Source organism: Sodalis sp. RH14 (assembly GCF_047324285.1).
In the GTDB taxonomy this organism is placed as follows: domain Bacteria; phylum Pseudomonadota; class Gammaproteobacteria; order Enterobacterales; family Enterobacteriaceae; genus Acerihabitans.
Genome location: NZ_CP178739.1, coordinates 1,669,078 through 1,683,592 on the forward strand (window position 1 = coordinate 1,669,078; position 14,515 = coordinate 1,683,592).

Sequence of the window (14,515 nt, forward strand, 5' to 3'; positions counted from 1 at the left end):
GATCATGCCACAAATCGCGTGGTAAACCCAGATCAGGATCACTCCTGCAGCGGCAACCGGGCCTCGATAACGCCGCCGCCCAGGCACAGTTCACCCAGATAGAACACCGCCGACTGTCCGGGCGTGACCGCGGCCACCGGCGCGTCGAACAGCACGTTGATCCGCCCGTCCGCCAGCGGCTCGACCAGGCAGGGCACATCCTGCTGGCGGTAGCGGGTTTTCACCACGCAGCGCAGGGGACCGGCCAGGGGCCGCCTGTCCACCCAGTTCAGTTGCCCGGCGACCAGGCCCACCGACATCAGCCGCGGATGCTCATGGCCTTGGGCCACCACCAGGATGTTATCATCCATCAGCTTGTCCACCACATACCAGGGCTCGTCATTGCCGTCACGGGTGCCGCCGATGCCCAGCCCCTTACGCTGGCCCAGGGTGTGGTACATCAGCCCCTGGTGCTCGCCGACCCGCTGTCCGTCCACGGTCAGGATCGGGCCGGGCTGGGCCGGCAGGTAGCGGCCGAGAAATTCGCGGAACCGGCGCTCGCCGATAAAGCAGATGCCGGTGGAATCTTTCTTGGCCGCGGTGATAAGTCCCAGCTCCGCGGCGATGCGCCTGACCTCCGGCTTGGCCAGTTCGCCCACCGGGAACAGGCACTGCGCCAGCTGGCTGTGGCCGAGGGTATATAAAAAATAACTCTGGTCTTTATTGTCGTCGAGACCGCGCAGCAGCTGGCTTTTACCCGCCTCATCCCGGCGGCGCACATAGTGGCCGGTGGCGATGAAATCAGCGCCCAGGTCCTCGGCGGCGAACTCCAGGAAGGCTTTGAACTTAATTTCTTTATTGCACAGCACATCGGGATTGGGCGTGCGCCCGGCCTTATATTCGGCCAGGAACAGTTCAAACACGTTATCCCAGTATTCGGCGGCGAAGTTCACCGTATGCAGGGGAATGGACAATTTATCGCAGACCGCCTGCGCATCGGCCAGATCGCTTGCCGCGGTGCAGTATTCCTCATTGTCGTCCTCCTCCCAGTTTTTCATAAACAGTCCCTCCACCTGATAACCCTGCTGCTGCAACAGGTAGGCGGAAACGGAGGAATCAACACCGCCGGACATACCGACGATCACTTTAAGCTGACTGTTTTCTGACATGGGATTCTCACAAACGGGCGCGCGCGCCTTGATGTCACATTGCGCGCTGATGATACGAGGGGGCGGATTTTACCACGCCAGGCACCCCGCGCGCCACCGCGCCGGGGTGACGGAAAGAGCGTTAGAGTGCGAAGGGCCATTGAAACGCGGCGAGCATCTCCAGCGGATAGCGTTTATCCTGTTGATAGCACAGGATGCTTTGCGCCACCAGCGGCGAGCGCAGCAAATCCGAGGCCAGGATTTCATCCGCCGGCAGCCACAGGCAACGATCGATATCGTCGTCTTGGGGAATGGCGGTCATGCGCTCTGGTAAATCAATGGCGAATAAAAAACGCAGAAACGGTGTCTTATCGGGCGCGATCCATTGATGGATGCGCAGCAGGGCCTGGGGCTGGGCGTGGATGCCCGCTTCCTCGTACAATTCGCGCCGCGCGGCCTGGATGATGGTTTCGTCCGCCTCCAGATGGCCCGCCGGCTGGTTCCAGCGGGGATTGCCATGAATGGTTTCCTCGACGATAAGGAAATGATTTTCCGCCTGGACTACACAGGCAACGGTGACATGCGGCTTGAACATGCGCGCTCCTTAACGCTTGCGGATTGCGGGATGCCCTGGTCGGGCATCCGTGATGGTACTTTTGCTTACAACTGCACTTCACGCCACTCGCCCGGCGCCAGGTCCGCCAGGGTCTGATCCGCCATTTGATAGCGGATAAGCCGCAGGGTAGGGTGGCCGATATGGGCGGTCATGCGCCGGACCTGACGGTTACGGCCTTCATATAAAGTGATTTTAAGCCAGCAGGTAGGGATGGCCTTGCGCTCGCGGATAGGCGGCGTGCGCGCCCAGAGCCAGGCCGGCTCCTTCACGCGCTGCGCGCCGGCGGGCAGCGTGGGGCCATCGCTTAAGGTGACGCCGGTACGCAAGAGTTTTAACGCGGCGTCTTCCGGCTCGCCCTCCACCTGCACGTAATAAATCTTAGCCGTTTTTTCCGCCGGCTGCGTCAGCCGGGTCTTTAATTTGGCGTCGTTGGTCAGGATCATCAGTCCTTCGCTGTCGCGATCCAGGCGCCCGGCGGCGTAGATATCCGGTACCGGGATATAGTGTTTCAGCGTCAGGCGTCCGGCGTCGTCGGTAAACTGCGGCAGGACGTCGTAAGGTTTGTTGAATAAAATGACGCGCCTTGGCCCCCGCATCGGGGCGGGAGGACGGCGCGGACTGAATCGGGAAAGGCTATTATTTTTGATAAAAAGCTCGCCATAAGTGTGCGGTGGAGGGGATTGGCGGCATTATACTGCAAAACGGCCAGAATGCGGTTAGCTTTGGCGGGGCTAGCGAATGTCAATCTTATGCATCCCCTCAACGCCCAGCAACTGGCGATAGACTTCCACCGGTTTATAGCGGGTGCGCATCATGACTTCCAGCGTCATTTTGCAGTCTTTGGCGTCGTTCTCGTTACGTACTACCGACGACCGCACCACACGGATATGCAGTTTTCTCAAGGCCTGCATGGCGAGTTCAATGCTGGCGGGGGACAGCGACAGCATGATCATATAGCGCCGCCCGATAAGCCGGTTGCTTAATTGGCGAATGCCCTCGAGCACCAACAGCGTCATCAGGGTGCCGAAAATGCCGATGGCGTACATGCCGCTGCCGACAATCAGTCCGATGGCGGCGGTGACCCATAGCCCGGCCGCCGTGGTCAGGCCGCGGACGAACTGCTTATTGAGCATAATGGTGCCGGCGCCGAGAAATCCGATGCCGCTCACCACCTGGGCGGAGATCCGGCTAGGGTCGAGGGTGATATTATGGCTGTCCGCCAGAAGGTCGGCAAAACCGTATTTGGAGACAATCATAAACATCGCGCTGCCGATACATACCAGGATATGGGTACGCAACCCCGCCTCCTTGGCCCGAAGCTGGCGTTCCACCCCGATCAATGCGCCTAACCCGCCGGCCAGGGCGATACGCAGCAATAATTCGGTATCCATGTTATCTCCTTAAACATTGATATTGCACACCCGTCAATTTGATGCGGATACAGGCTAAGTATCGGATTTACCGGCGGGTTCATCAATAAAGGAATATGTTGAAATTTGTTACCAAACCGCTTGCGGCGGTCAGGGGCGTTCTCGGCGGGAAATGGGACACGGCCTTGTCATTAATATAATGCCGATTATAAATACCATTGTAATATTCAAACCATCTGTGAGCCAATGTATCTTATTAAGGTAAATATTTGTCAACGCTGTATAATGCTGACATGAACCCTTCTCGGTGAGAATGGGCATAGATTTAAAATATGATGATTTTCAATAGTAAAAAAAGGAGAGGCCCGCTTGGGTGTAAATTAAAGGGGGAAAGGAGACGTATAAACTTTGTTAATATATGGCCACCGTTAAATTAAGTTACATTCACCCGATATCAGTGGATGCCGTCCTGGCCTACTCTTATTTTTACCGCTATACCGTTCTGGTGTAACGCTGTTATTACCAAGCCTCGATGATCGCACCGCGCCGGCACCAGAAAACGGCGCGGGGGCCGATGATCCCGTCTCACTGAGGACCTGATTATGAAACTATTACCCTATCTATTTACCGCCATCGTCGCCGGTATCTCTTTTTCCAGTCAGGCTGCGCAGGAAATCAACCAGCAGCAGGCGGCCGGGCATCAAAGCATCGGCACGGTGTCAGTGTCCGGGCTGGCCGGTTCCACCGACGACGCGGTGCACGCGCTGCGGCAAAAGGCCAGGGAGGAAAATGCCCCTTACTACCGTATTATCGGCGTGGATAACCCGGGTGATTCCAGCACGTGGTCGGGCGATGCCGAATTGTATCGCTGAATATTTCGTGACGACGCGCCCCGCGCCTGCGCGGGGATACGCGCCGGTGATCCCGGCCGGTAGACCCGCGGCAGCGTGGCTGTCCCCGGCCGGCATTATCAACACGCTTCCTGTCTTTTATATCCCGGCGTGATTTACTGCGGCGCCGCCGTCTTTTCCTGCAATCCTGGCTCCAGTACCTTTATCTGCGGGAATTCCCTTTCGGTAAATAAAATATTTTGCGTGGGTATCGCCAGCTTGATATCCATTTTTGCCAGTTCCTCCATCAGGCGAATATTGATTTCCTGCTGGATATCCATGTATTTATTATAATCGGCGCTGGCGACGATATGCACCACTTCATAGGTCAGGCGGAAATTATCGAATGACAGGAAATGCGCGCGGTCAAAACGGGTTTCCTCAACCTCTTCGATAATGCGTTTAATCATCGGCCCCACCAGGCGCAGCTTATCCGGGGGCGTGGAATAGGCCAGGCCGAAGGTGAACACGATGCGGCGTGTCTGCATGCGCTTATAGTTATGGATGGTCTGCTGCAGCAGTATGGCGTTGGCGCAGACAATCTGTTCGCCGCTCAGGCTGCGGATACGGGTGGTTTTCAGCCCGATATGCTCGATGGTGCCGGCGATATCATTGAACACCACGAAGTCGCCAATAACAAAGGGCTTGTCAAAACCGATGGCCAGCGAGGCGAACACATCGCTCAGCACGGTCTGGATCGCCAGCGCAATGGCGATGCCGCCGACGCCGAGGCTTGCCACCAGCGCGGTGATATTGACGCCCACATTGCCGAGGATGGACAGCAGCATCAGCGCCCATATCAACAAACGAATCATTACCCCCAGGATCACCATGGTCACGGTATTGCGCACCGCGCCGGGCTGATTGACCACCTTTTGCGACCAGACATGGGCGGCGCTGTCCAGCCACAGGGCAATCTGGATGGCGAATACCAGGAACCAGCCGTGCGCCAGGGCGCTGTGCCATGTGCCGGGCAGCTCGATAAAACGCATGCTGATCAAAAACGCGGTGCACAGAATCAGCAACCGCTTGGTGTTGTCCAGCATCTCAACCGCAATTTGGTACAAGGCGCTGTGCCGCCCGGTGCTCCACTGCTTCACCCGGCGACCCACCAGTTGGATCGTGCGCGAGATAATCCAGTGGATGATCAGGGTGGCGGCGATAATAATGGCGATGTTCAGCCAAAAATCGCCGGAGGTGATAAGGCGGAAAAAATTCAGGTTCCTCAACATCTCCATTCGGTGTCTCCCAAGTTGACCATCAAAAATACAAACCCATTATAAAAATTATAGTGATGACAAAGTGGCACATCATCAGCGAGGCGGCAAATGGGGGCTGTGCACGCGGTCAGCCGTACAACCGCTGATGATGTTTTTTGCGTTGCTGGTAATCCTCATCCGCGCGCAGCAGATCCCAATAGTGTTTAAATACCGCGGCGGCATCGGCTTTTTGCCTGTCAACGATGTAAGGCAGCACGGTACCGTCGGCGGCGTATTTTTTGCCGCCCTGATGATTGGCGTAACGCCGGGCGCGGGTATAGCCCATCTGGATAAATTTGCGCGCCATATCCATGCCGACAAAATCATCCTGGCGGCGGTATTGCTCGAAAAGAGCATGGATTTTTTCCGCCGATGTTCTGGCGATAGCGGCGTTTTTAAAACGCCAGTGCGGCAGAATCTCGCTTTTATAAGGCTCGACCAGCAGTACGCCCTGCTCGCCGCGGCCTACCTGATACCGTTCGGGATGGCGGCGGAAATCCGTATTGGCAAAATCCTGTTGGTAATTAAAGGGGCACATAACGTAGTACGATTTCTGAGGTTTTTCTAAGGATAGCCAAAGGGTAAAAAAATGTCTCTCCAGCCGCCGCCCAGACGTCCCGCCGCGTTCCGGAAGATTCCGGCTGAAAGGCTATACTTTTGAAACCGACAATTGTCCTGAAACGATAAAGATATTCGCGTCGGTTTATCAGAGGAGAGCACCATGACTCAGTCTGCAAGCAACGTCGCCGTGGTCACGGCATCGGACTCGGGGATCGGCAAAGCCTGTGCCATCGCCTTGGCAAAACAGGGTTTTGATATCGGCATTACCTGGCATTCAGACCAGCGTGGGGCTGAGGATACCGCCGGTGAAGTGTTAAAACTTGGCCGCAAGGCCCAGGTATTGCAGCTGGATCTGACCCAGTTGCCCGCCGCGGCGGAGGTTATTGACCAGTTCAGCCGGTCTTTCGGCCGTCTTGATATGCTGGTAAATAATGCCGGGGCCAGTGCCGGTGCGCCGTTTCTGGATTTGTCCTACGAAGATTGGCGCTCGACGTTCTCCATTGTGCTGGACGGCGCTTTTCTTTGCGCGCAGCGCGCCGCAAGACACATGGTCAAACAAGGGCAGGGCGGGCGGATAGTCAATATCACGTCGGTTCATGAACATACCCCATTGCCCGCGGCCGTCGCCTATACGACGGCAAAGCACGGGCTTGGCGGCCTGACCAAATCCATGGCGCTGGAATTATCTCCCTACGGCATACTGGTCAACTCGGTGGCGCCCGGCATGATAGCCACGCCAATCAATGATATGCGCGAAGAGGATGCCTGGACCGCCAAAGAGCCCGGCATCCCTTTGGGACGCCCGGGCCATGTCGATGAAATAGCCTCGATGGTTGCCTGGCTGGGGTCCGAGGGCGCCGCCTATACCACCGGACAATCGTTTATTATCGATGGCGGCTTTATGCTGGTGAATCCCCAGTTCAAGGCGCAAAAAGCGCAGGCAGGGAAATAAGCGCCGGTACACCCTAAAGGTGCGTTCAGGAAACGGCATCGGCCTGAAGACGTCAGGCGCTATTTAAGAGCATGGCTACTTTTATGCGTCATCTATCTCATGTATGGTTATAAATATACTTCGTTTTCTCCTGTGACCTATGCCTATTTCGTTATTGCTGCATGTCGATATCCCCGCCGCGTTCCGTCCCGCCTTCGAGCAGGCCGGTTTCCGCCTGTGTCCCGCGTTGCGCGAGAACGAGCATAGTCCGATCCTGCCGGCTGAGGGCAGCATAGACCCCGCCAGGGTGGAGGCCGTGCTGACTATCGGCTCCATCGGCCTGAGTGCGGCGCATATCGCCGCGTTGCCTAACCTGCGGCTGATTTGCTGTCAGGGGGTGGGATTTGAAAAGATCGATCTGGACGCCGCGCGCGGGCGCGGCATTATGGTCACCAACGGCGCCGGCACCAACGACACCGCCGTCGCCGACCACGCGGTGGCGCTGCTGGCGGCGATAGTGCGCAATATCCCCGACCTCGATCGCGCGGTCCATCGCGGGGAATGGCAGCAGGCGCGGCGAACCCGGCCGCAGTTGACCGGGCGGCGCGTGGGGATCTTGGGTCTGGGCAATATCGGCCTTAAAATCGCCCAACGCTGCGCCATGGGGTTTGATATGGACGTGGCCTACCATAGCCGCACACCGCGCGCCGACAGCGATTACCGCTATTGCGCCAGTCTGGACGCGCTGGCGCGCTGGGCGGATTTCCTGGTGGTATGCACGCCGGGAGGCGCGGCGACCCGGCATTTGATCAATGCCCAGGCGCTTACGGCGCTGGGTGCGGACGGTTTTTTGGTCAATGTGTCCCGCGGCAGCGTGGTGGATACCGGGGCGCTGATCGCGTGCCTGCGCCGCCGCGCCATCGCCGGCGCCGCGCTGGATGTGCTGGAGGGTGAGCCGGAAGTGCCCGCCGCGCTGCTGGCATTGGACAATATTATCCTGACGCCCCATGTGGCCGCGCGCTCGCCGGAGGCGCTGGACGCCATGTTTGAACGGGTGCTGGAGAATTTAACCCGCTTTTTCGCCGGCAGGCCGGTGTTGACGCCGGTGCCGGGCATGGCGATATAATCTTTCAGGCTCAAGACGCTCAACGTCTTTTTGTCATAATAAGGAACCGGCATGTTGGATTACCGTGAACTTATCAGTCCTCCCTCGCTCATGCTCGCGTTACAACAGGAAAGCGACGCGCAGGCCCTTTTTGACCTGGTGCATGCCGAGCGTCAACGGCTGGGCCGCCATTTGTCCTGGCCGCCGCTGATTAATAACGTCGGCGATACCCTGGCCAATATCCGCCATAACCGCGCCGATTTCGCCGCCGGCCGTTCGGCTGTGTATGTGGTGCGCTGGGACGGGGATATCGCCGGCATCCTCTCCTTTAACACTATTAATGATAAACAGGCGGAAATCGGGTATTGGCTGGCCGCGCGCTTTGAAGGCAGGGGCGTGATGTCGCGGGCCGTTAAGGCATTGATGTCCTGGTATGGCGAAACGGGCAAGCTGGACACTTTTATCATCCGCTGCGGGGTGGCAAACCGCCCCAGCAACCGGCTGGCCCAGCGGCTGGGGTTTGAATTCGATTATTGCCAGGTGCGGGCGGAAAAAATCGGCGATCGCTATGTCGATCATAATGTCTATTGCCTGCAGTATCGACCAGGCCAGGACTAGCGGTCCGCTTTAGCGGATGGCCCCGCCGCGCAGGCGGATATCCTCCATGAGCCGGGTTAGCACCGACGCCGACTGGCGCAGGCCGTCGTGCTGGTATTCATTGGTCACCCAGGCCTGCAGGTTGCCGACCCTGGCGGCGGTATCCAGCGATAGCCCGGCATCGACAAACATATCGTCGTGATAGATAGCCGCGGCCACCGGCACCTCGTTGGCCGCCAGCCGCAGCGGGTCGTACAGGGGCGGATAGCCGCCGCGTTCGGCCAGTATCCCGGCCACCTCGCGGAAGGGGCGCAGCGATCGGATCTCTTCGAACATCCAGGGATACATCATTTCACCGGTGAACAGCAGCGGGCGGCGCTGCGGGGAAAATTCGGGAAACGACGCCCGGATGCGCTCCGCGCTCCAGCGGCTGGCCTGTTCGCCTTGGCCGTAGATAATTTCCTGCAGCACGGCGTAGAGCGGGTTACCGTCATAGGAGGTCAGCGCCATGACCGCGGCGAGGAAATGGTCGGATAAGCGCGTTTCCTCCACGTCGCTGAAGGCCTCCTCCACCAGCCAATGAATATTTTCAAACCCCGGCGCCAGGCCGAAATCGTTGCCCAGGGTTTGCAGGCGGCGCACGCTCAGGCGATCGCCGTCCGGCAGGTGGATATCCTGCGCCGCGATAGCGTCCGCCAGCCGGGCGATGCGCGCACCATCATCCGGGTAGCGCCGATAGTACTTCTCATTTTTTGCGGCGACCCGGGGATAGGTGCGGCGATAGACTTCATCCGCATCGGCGTCCAGCCCGGCCAGGCCGCCGGTAATATAGCAGGCCGCCAGGCCTTGCGGCGCCATGGAGAGGTAGCTTAAGGCGATAAAACCGCCATAGCTTTGTCCAAGGATTTCCCAGCGGCCGCCGCCGAATACGCGATCGCGCAGGTATTCGTAGTCGCGCACGATACTGTCGGCGCGAAACAGCCAGAGATAATCCGCGGCGGCGCCGGCATGCGCAAACGCGGCCAGGGTGGCGGTTTCCACCCGCGTGCTGCGGCCGGTGCCGCGCTGGTCGACCAGGATCACGCGGTGGGTTTTCAGCGCCTGCGCAAGCCATACCGGCCCGCCGGCGGACGGGCGCGGCCCTTTGCCGCCGGGGCCGCCCTGGATATAGGCCAGCCTGGGTAAATCAGCGTCGCGCTGCATCGGATCAACCACTTCTCGGGCGAACACCTTGATGGTACGGCCGTCGTCGGGATGCGCCCAGTCCAGCGGCACCGTGACCAGGCGATCGCGGATCAGCATGCCGGGAATAATGAATTCGGACAATATCAACATCGTCTCCTTATGGAATAAATGACCGGATAATGGGCCGGGGCGGGGTGTCTACCGGGATGCGCCGGGTCTCGCCGAAGGCAAGGGCCGGGGAAGCTCGCGGCGAAAACCCAGCCCGATAATGCGCCCGGCGATCGCCGGCACCCAGGGCTGACGCCGCATCCAGCCGCCGATGGCGGATGGTTTGCGCGCGGGATCCCGCGGCCGGCTGTTTTTGCCGGTGAGCATAATTTGCAGCGATTGTAACGCCCAGGTGGGAAAACGCCTGCGCCGCTGCACCTTATTTAACTGACGCAGGGTGACCCGGCCCCGCGACAGCGGAAAGCTGAGAAGGTTGGCCGTCGCCACGGCATCCTGGATGGCCAGATTGACGCCGACGCCGCCGATGGGCGACATGGCATGGGCGGCATCGCCGATGCACAAGACCCCCGGCGCGGCCCAGCGCTGCAGACGATCGATGCGTATCACCAGCAGTTTAAGCTGCGACCAGTCGGCGACGGCGCCGGCCAGGCGGTCATAACCGAACGGCGCGACCTCCGCCACCCGCCGCAGCAGGGCCGCCAGTCCTTCCCCGCGCAGGGTGTCAAAACTGCCTTTGGCGATGCTATAGCCGCACTGCCAGTAGTCGCCGCGATCGAGCATGATAAAATTATTTTTCGGGCCGCCGTGGCCGCTGGCCTGTTGCGTGTCGTCGGCCTGCTTGGGCAGTCGCAGCCATATCACGTCGCGCGGCGCGCCGAATTCACGTACCGGCAGGCCGGCGGCGGCGCGCACCATGGATTGCCGTCCGTCGCCGCCCACCACCAGGGCGGCATGGATACGCAGCGTGATACCGTCCGGCCCGGTCGCCAGCACGCCGCGCACTTGCCCGCCGGCAGTAAGCAGTTCCCGCGCCGTGGTGGCGCGCAGCAGCGTAAAGCACGGCAGGGCTTCGGCGCGCTGCGCCAGGAAATTAAGAAATTCCCACTGCGGCATAAACGCCATAAATTTACACCGGGTCGGCAGGCGGGAAAAGTCCGCCAGGGTCACGGTCTCGCCGTGGAATTCGCCGCGCAGTTTCTCCACCCGCTGGTGCGGCAGCGCCAGGAAGTCCGTCAGCAGACCGAGATGATGCAGTATCTCAAGCGTCGAAGGATGAATGGTGTCGCCGCGGAAATCGCGCAGGAAATCAACATGTTTTTCCAGCACCGTGACGGCGACGCCGGCCCTGGCCAGCAGGTAGCCCAGCATCAGGCCGGCCGGCCCGCCGCCGACGATACAGCAGCCGGTATGGATATCCGGCCGGGGCGAGCCGCCGGTGGACAGGTCGGGACGGGAAGGATTCACAGCCATAATAGGTGCCGCGGCAATAAAAAGATGATAATTGATGATACGTATCAATTATCATCTTGCAAGTGAATCAGCGCCAGAACGGGCCGGCGCCAGGATGCGGCTTACCGTTTTGCGGATAGGGGGAAGCCGATATCGGCCAGGGTAATAGCGCCCTCGTCGGCCGACATCGGGCCGATAAACCGCAGCAGCTTCTGATATTTGGTGCCCTGATCAAGGGTGCCATCGAGGAGGATGTGAATTTTTTTCTGCGCGTCAATCAGATGGAGGGTATCGCCGGCTTTGACAATATTGACGGCGTGCCCGTCCACCGAGCTGAACAGCTTGTACCAGGACGGTCTCCTCAAGGCCACTACCGCATTAATATCGCCGCAATTCTTGAGTTTATCGGCTAACTGCGCGACCGAGTCGTATCGCGTCATGGCGACGTCCTGGCAGGTTTCAAACGTATTGAGGCTACCGCCGCGCATATCGGGTATGGCACCGTGTAATATGCCCGTTTTAAACGTGTCGGCCACCGCGGTGGCGCATGACACGCAATTGGTTTGACCCACGCCATGAAACCCCAGCCAGGAGGCGACGGTGGCCAGCGGCCTTAACCAAAACGGCGGTCTGCCGCGGTGGTTAACCTCCATGAGCAGCGTATCTCGGATATAGGTTTCGAGACGGATGTTATAAATGGCATTTTTCCCCGAAGATTGTCGAAACTCTGGCGGTTGAAGGCCACCCGGCAGCTCGGTATTGCGGCAGAGCGCTTTAACGGGAGACGTGTCGCCCGTGTATGGCGCCGGAACCTCAAAAATGCAAAATTCATCCTCTACGTTGTGCTTGTCAGAGTCGCAGGTGAATTCCGCATTTTGCAACGTATGCTGCACTCTGACCGTTGACCTATCATCGGCGTACGCCGTGTCCGGCTGAGGGTTGCGCGCCGCGCTAAGGCCCGAGAAGGACGAACCCGCTGCAATCTTTTCCTTTGGCTGGGTGCTGCCGGACGCGGTGTTATTAGCCCGCTGGCCGACAGGTCTCTCCGGATTAGCCACAGAATGTGATGTGCTACGATGATCTCCTTTATTCGGTAAAGGGATCCCGGCGTTCTTAATAGTGTTGAATTTTTCAATTAACGGAGTGGCGATAATAGTGCCATTCACTATCAATGGGTGTGTTTTACGGAAATTTTCAATTTGCATGGTAACTATTTCTTCAAAGTAATAAACCATGGCCTTAATACGCTAAAACTAACGCGGAGTAAAATAAATCGGGTTTTATGTAAATTGAATTTACTGTAAATAAATTATCGAGGTAAATAAATACAATATTTGATTAAGGTATCATGCAATGATTTTTTGGCGGCGGCGGGCGATCAAAATGATAACCCACGCTGATAATACAGCGCCGGTTATCAGAAAATATCATACTATTATTTGCCGGTCTTATCCTGCAGCTGCGGCAGGCCGCTGTTGTCGCTGGCGGACAGCAGGCCGGTGCTCATATAGTTGATCAGCTTTTCGCGGGTATCGGCGATATCCAGGTTGCGCATGGTCAACTGGCCGATACGGTCTTCCGGCGAGAAGACGGAATCGCCTTTTTCCATGGTCAGGCGCTCCGGCATATAAGTCAGGTTATCCGATACGGTATTAAGAATGGAATAATCGTTGCCGCGGCGCAGTTCCAGCGTGACTTCGCCGGTGATCTCGCTGGCGATCCAGCGCTGCGACGAGTCGCGCAGCATCAGCGCCTGGGAATCGAACCAGCGGCCCTGGTAAAGCAGGCGGCCGAGCTGGCGTCCGTTGGCGTGATATTGCGCGATGGTATCCTCATTATGGATGCCGGTCACCAGGCGTTCGTAGGCGATATGCAGCAGCGCCATGCCGGGGGCCTCATAGATGCCGCGGCTCTTGGCTTCAATAATGCGGTTTTCAATTTGGTCGCTCATGCCCAGACCGTGGCGGCCGCCTACCCGATTGGCCTCCAGCATCAGCTCAACCTGATCGCTGAAGACGACGCCGTTAATCGCCACCGGCAGGCCGCGCTCAAAGCGCAGCGTCACTTCTTCCGCCGTGACCCGCACGCTTTCGTCCCAGAATTTGACGCCCATGATCGGATTGACGATTTTTACGCTGGAATTCAGGAACTCCAGTTCCTTGGCTTCATGGGTGGCGCCAAGGATGTTGGAATCGGTGGAGTAGGCTTTTTCCGCCGACATTTTATAATCGAACCCGGCCTGGGCCATAAATTCCGACATTTCATGGCGCCCGCCCAGCTCATCGATAAAGTCGGTGTCCAGCCAGGGTTTATAGATTTTCAGCTCGGCATTGGTCAGTAAACCATAACGATAGAAGCGCTCGATATCGTTGCCTTTGTAGGTGCTGCCGTCGCCCCAGATATTGACCCCGTCTTCCTTCATGGCGGCCACCAGCATGGTGCCGGTGACGGCGCGGCCCAGCGGTGTGGTGTTAAAGTAGGTGACGCCGGCGGTGCTGTTGTGAAAGGCGCCGCACTGCAGCGCGGCGATGCCCTCCGCCACCAGTTGCCGGCGACAATCGATAAGGCGGGCCTTTTCCGCGCCGTAGGCCAGCGCCTTGCGCGGGATGGCGTCGTAATCGTCCTCGTCCGGCTGGCCCAGATTGGCGGTGTAGGCATAAGGGACCGCCCCTTTCTGGCGCATCCACAGCAGCGCGGCGCTGGTATCCAGGCCCCCGGAGAAGGCGATACCTACGCGTTGGTTGACCGGAAGGTGCCTGAGAATCGTTTCCATTAATTAAGCCCTATAAGAAAAGTACAGCAAAATGTGCCATCGCCCGTCATCGCGTCACCCCTGGGATCCTCAATGCGAGCCAATCCTTTTTGCCATCAGATGATACCTTCATCTTAAGGAAACTGAAGCGTAAACGCTACCCTGCAATGCATTGCCCGCGCGCCGGCGGCGATGCGCCGGTTTTTATCCCGACGGCCCGCTGCGGGTAGGGGGCGCTTGGCAATAGAACCTTGGGGGAGGAAGCCATGAAAGAATAAGGGGTGGGAAATAATAAAGAAAATATTCCACCCCGTGTCGCCACCGGGTGGAATAGCTTTTGCCTTTGTAAGGATAATCCTATTCTTAATGAAATAGGCGCAACCGTTTTCTGGCTTTGATTTCGGTATATCTGTTGGGTAATCTTGTTTTGCTTTTATTTTTTTGATGCATTAATAATGAAAATACCATTAAAACCATTAACAAGATTAAACCTATTACAGGTAAAATGATTTGCATTTTATCACCTAGTGCAATATTAACGTAATCTAACTATGCTGTGTATCTAATGATATAACCTGCAGTAAACGCAGCATGCCCACAACCTGCCGCGCAATGTGCGGCAACCAGCATCCTACTGACGCAAAGTGTACGTAATCAAGGGTGG

General features: G+C 57.9%; 14 protein-coding genes. 4 read left to right on the forward strand and 10 right to left on the reverse strand.

Translation table 11 applies throughout. From position 1 onward, the window contains the following. Positions 1-38: 38 nt before the first annotated feature. The 4 genes from mnmA to ACL2XQ_RS07505 all read right to left on the reverse strand — a co-directional run bounded on the left by mnmA (position 39) and on the right by ACL2XQ_RS07505 (position 3,134). A complete protein-coding gene (gene mnmA, locus ACL2XQ_RS07490; RefSeq protein WP_410015728.1) occupies positions 39-1,148 on the reverse strand; it encodes a tRNA 2-thiouridine(34) synthase MnmA in 1,110 nt (369 codons plus the stop codon). A 121-nt stretch (positions 1,149-1,269) separates the two neighbouring features. Beyond that, the gene (locus tag ACL2XQ_RS07495; RefSeq protein ID WP_410015727.1) at positions 1,270-1,722 is read right to left on the reverse strand and encodes an NUDIX domain-containing protein; all 453 of its coding nucleotides are present in this window, start codon (positions 1,720-1,722) and stop codon (positions 1,270-1,272) included. A 65-nt stretch (positions 1,723-1,787) separates the two neighbouring features. After that, positions 1,788-2,390, reverse strand: coding sequence for a 23S rRNA pseudouridine(2457) synthase RluE (gene rluE, locus ACL2XQ_RS07500; RefSeq protein WP_410016579.1), 603 nt, complete (start codon positions 2,388-2,390; stop codon positions 1,788-1,790). Positions 2,391-2,474: 84 nt separating this feature from the next. After that, positions 2,475-3,134, reverse strand: a complete 660-nt coding sequence (locus ACL2XQ_RS07505) for an MgtC/SapB family protein (RefSeq protein WP_410015726.1) — start codon at positions 3,132-3,134, stop codon at positions 2,475-2,477. Between the two features lie 581 nt (positions 3,135-3,715). Between ACL2XQ_RS07505 and ACL2XQ_RS07510 the strand changes: the two genes are divergently transcribed. Beyond that, complete coding sequence (locus ACL2XQ_RS07510) at positions 3,716-3,985, forward strand: DUF1471 domain-containing protein (RefSeq protein ID WP_410015725.1); 270 nt, start codon at positions 3,716-3,718, stop codon at positions 3,983-3,985. A 134-nt stretch (positions 3,986-4,119) separates the two neighbouring features. Here the strand turns inward: ACL2XQ_RS07510 and ACL2XQ_RS07515 are convergent, their stop codons facing one another. Both ACL2XQ_RS07515 and ACL2XQ_RS07520 read right to left on the reverse strand, forming a co-directional pair. Then, a complete protein-coding gene (locus ACL2XQ_RS07515; RefSeq protein WP_413740197.1) occupies positions 4,120-5,241 on the reverse strand; it encodes a mechanosensitive ion channel family protein in 1,122 nt (373 codons plus the stop codon). Positions 5,242-5,350: 109 nt separating this feature from the next. Next, entirely contained in the window at positions 5,351-5,800 is a 450-nt protein-coding gene (locus ACL2XQ_RS07520; RefSeq protein ID WP_410015723.1) for a DUF4385 domain-containing protein, read from the reverse strand. Between the two features lie 183 nt (positions 5,801-5,983). Between ACL2XQ_RS07520 and ACL2XQ_RS07525 the strand changes: the two genes are divergently transcribed. The 3 genes from ACL2XQ_RS07525 (at position 5,984) to ACL2XQ_RS07535 (ending at position 8,477) form a co-directional block, all read left to right on the forward strand. Continuing rightward, entirely contained in the window at positions 5,984-6,775 is a 792-nt protein-coding gene (locus ACL2XQ_RS07525) for an SDR family oxidoreductase (RefSeq protein WP_413740198.1), read from the forward strand. A 139-nt stretch (positions 6,776-6,914) separates the two neighbouring features. After that, positions 6,915-7,880, forward strand: coding sequence for a 2-hydroxyacid dehydrogenase (locus tag ACL2XQ_RS07530; RefSeq protein WP_413728664.1), 966 nt, complete (start codon positions 6,915-6,917; stop codon positions 7,878-7,880). Positions 7,881-7,931: 51 nt separating this feature from the next. After that, complete coding sequence (locus ACL2XQ_RS07535; protein ID WP_410015720.1) at positions 7,932-8,477, forward strand: GNAT family N-acetyltransferase; 546 nt, start codon at positions 7,932-7,934, stop codon at positions 8,475-8,477. A gap of 9 nt (positions 8,478-8,486) precedes the next feature. On the opposite strand, the gene ACL2XQ_RS07540 is transcribed toward ACL2XQ_RS07535, so the two are convergent. The 4 genes from ACL2XQ_RS07540 to argG form a co-directional block, all read right to left on the reverse strand. After that, positions 8,487-9,791, reverse strand: a complete 1,305-nt coding sequence (locus tag ACL2XQ_RS07540; RefSeq protein ID WP_413728663.1) for an alpha/beta fold hydrolase — start codon at positions 9,789-9,791, stop codon at positions 8,487-8,489. A 48-nt stretch (positions 9,792-9,839) separates the two neighbouring features. Next, the gene (locus ACL2XQ_RS07545) at positions 9,840-11,120 is read right to left on the reverse strand and encodes an FAD-dependent oxidoreductase (protein ID WP_413728662.1); all 1,281 of its coding nucleotides are present in this window, start codon (positions 11,118-11,120) and stop codon (positions 9,840-9,842) included. 101 nt (positions 11,121-11,221) lie between these two features. Continuing rightward, positions 11,222-12,304, reverse strand: coding sequence for a toxin glutamine deamidase domain-containing protein (locus ACL2XQ_RS07550; RefSeq protein ID WP_413728661.1), 1,083 nt, complete (start codon positions 12,302-12,304; stop codon positions 11,222-11,224). Positions 12,305-12,534: 230 nt separating this feature from the next. Further along, positions 12,535-13,872 carry an argininosuccinate synthase gene (gene argG, locus ACL2XQ_RS07555; RefSeq protein WP_410015716.1) on the reverse strand — a complete coding sequence of 446 codons (1,338 nt, stop codon included), beginning with the start codon at positions 13,870-13,872 and terminating at the stop codon, positions 12,535-12,537. Positions 13,873-14,515: the final 643 nt, after the last annotated feature.

Excerpts from the sequence above, each read along its gene's own strand:
- ACL2XQ_RS07515 (WP_413740197.1), bottom strand. The coding sequence starts at position 5,241 with ATGGAGATGTTGAGGAACCTGAATTTTTTCCGCCTTATCACCTCCGGC.
- mnmA (WP_410015728.1), bottom strand. The coding sequence starts at position 1,148 with ATGTCAGAAAACAGTCAGCTTAAAGTGATCGTCGGTATGTCCGGCGGT.
- ACL2XQ_RS07505 (WP_410015726.1), bottom strand. The coding sequence starts at position 3,134 with ATGGATACCGAATTATTGCTGCGTATCGCCCTGGCCGGCGGGTTAGGC.
- ACL2XQ_RS07495 (WP_410015727.1), bottom strand. The coding sequence starts at position 1,722 with ATGTTCAAGCCGCATGTCACCGTTGCCTGTGTAGTCCAGGCGGAAAAT.
- ACL2XQ_RS07535 (WP_410015720.1), top strand. The coding sequence starts at position 7,932 with ATGTTGGATTACCGTGAACTTATCAGTCCTCCCTCGCTCATGCTCGCG.
- ACL2XQ_RS07545 (WP_413728662.1), bottom strand. The coding sequence starts at position 11,120 with ATGGCTGTGAATCCTTCCCGTCCCGACCTGTCCACCGGCGGCTCGCCC.
- ACL2XQ_RS07525 (WP_413740198.1), top strand. The coding sequence starts at position 5,984 with ATGACTCAGTCTGCAAGCAACGTCGCCGTGGTCACGGCATCGGACTCG.
- ACL2XQ_RS07510 (WP_410015725.1), top strand. The coding sequence starts at position 3,716 with ATGAAACTATTACCCTATCTATTTACCGCCATCGTCGCCGGTATCTCT.
- ACL2XQ_RS07550 (WP_413728661.1), bottom strand. The coding sequence starts at position 12,304 with ATGCAAATTGAAAATTTCCGTAAAACACACCCATTGATAGTGAATGGC.
- ACL2XQ_RS07540 (WP_413728663.1), bottom strand. The coding sequence starts at position 9,791 with ATGTTGATATTGTCCGAATTCATTATTCCCGGCATGCTGATCCGCGAT.
- ACL2XQ_RS07530 (WP_413728664.1), top strand. The coding sequence starts at position 6,915 with ATGCCTATTTCGTTATTGCTGCATGTCGATATCCCCGCCGCGTTCCGT.
- ACL2XQ_RS07520 (WP_410015723.1), bottom strand. The coding sequence starts at position 5,800 with ATGTGCCCCTTTAATTACCAACAGGATTTTGCCAATACGGATTTCCGC.
- argG (WP_410015716.1), bottom strand. The coding sequence starts at position 13,872 with ATGGAAACGATTCTCAGGCACCTTCCGGTCAACCAACGCGTAGGTATC.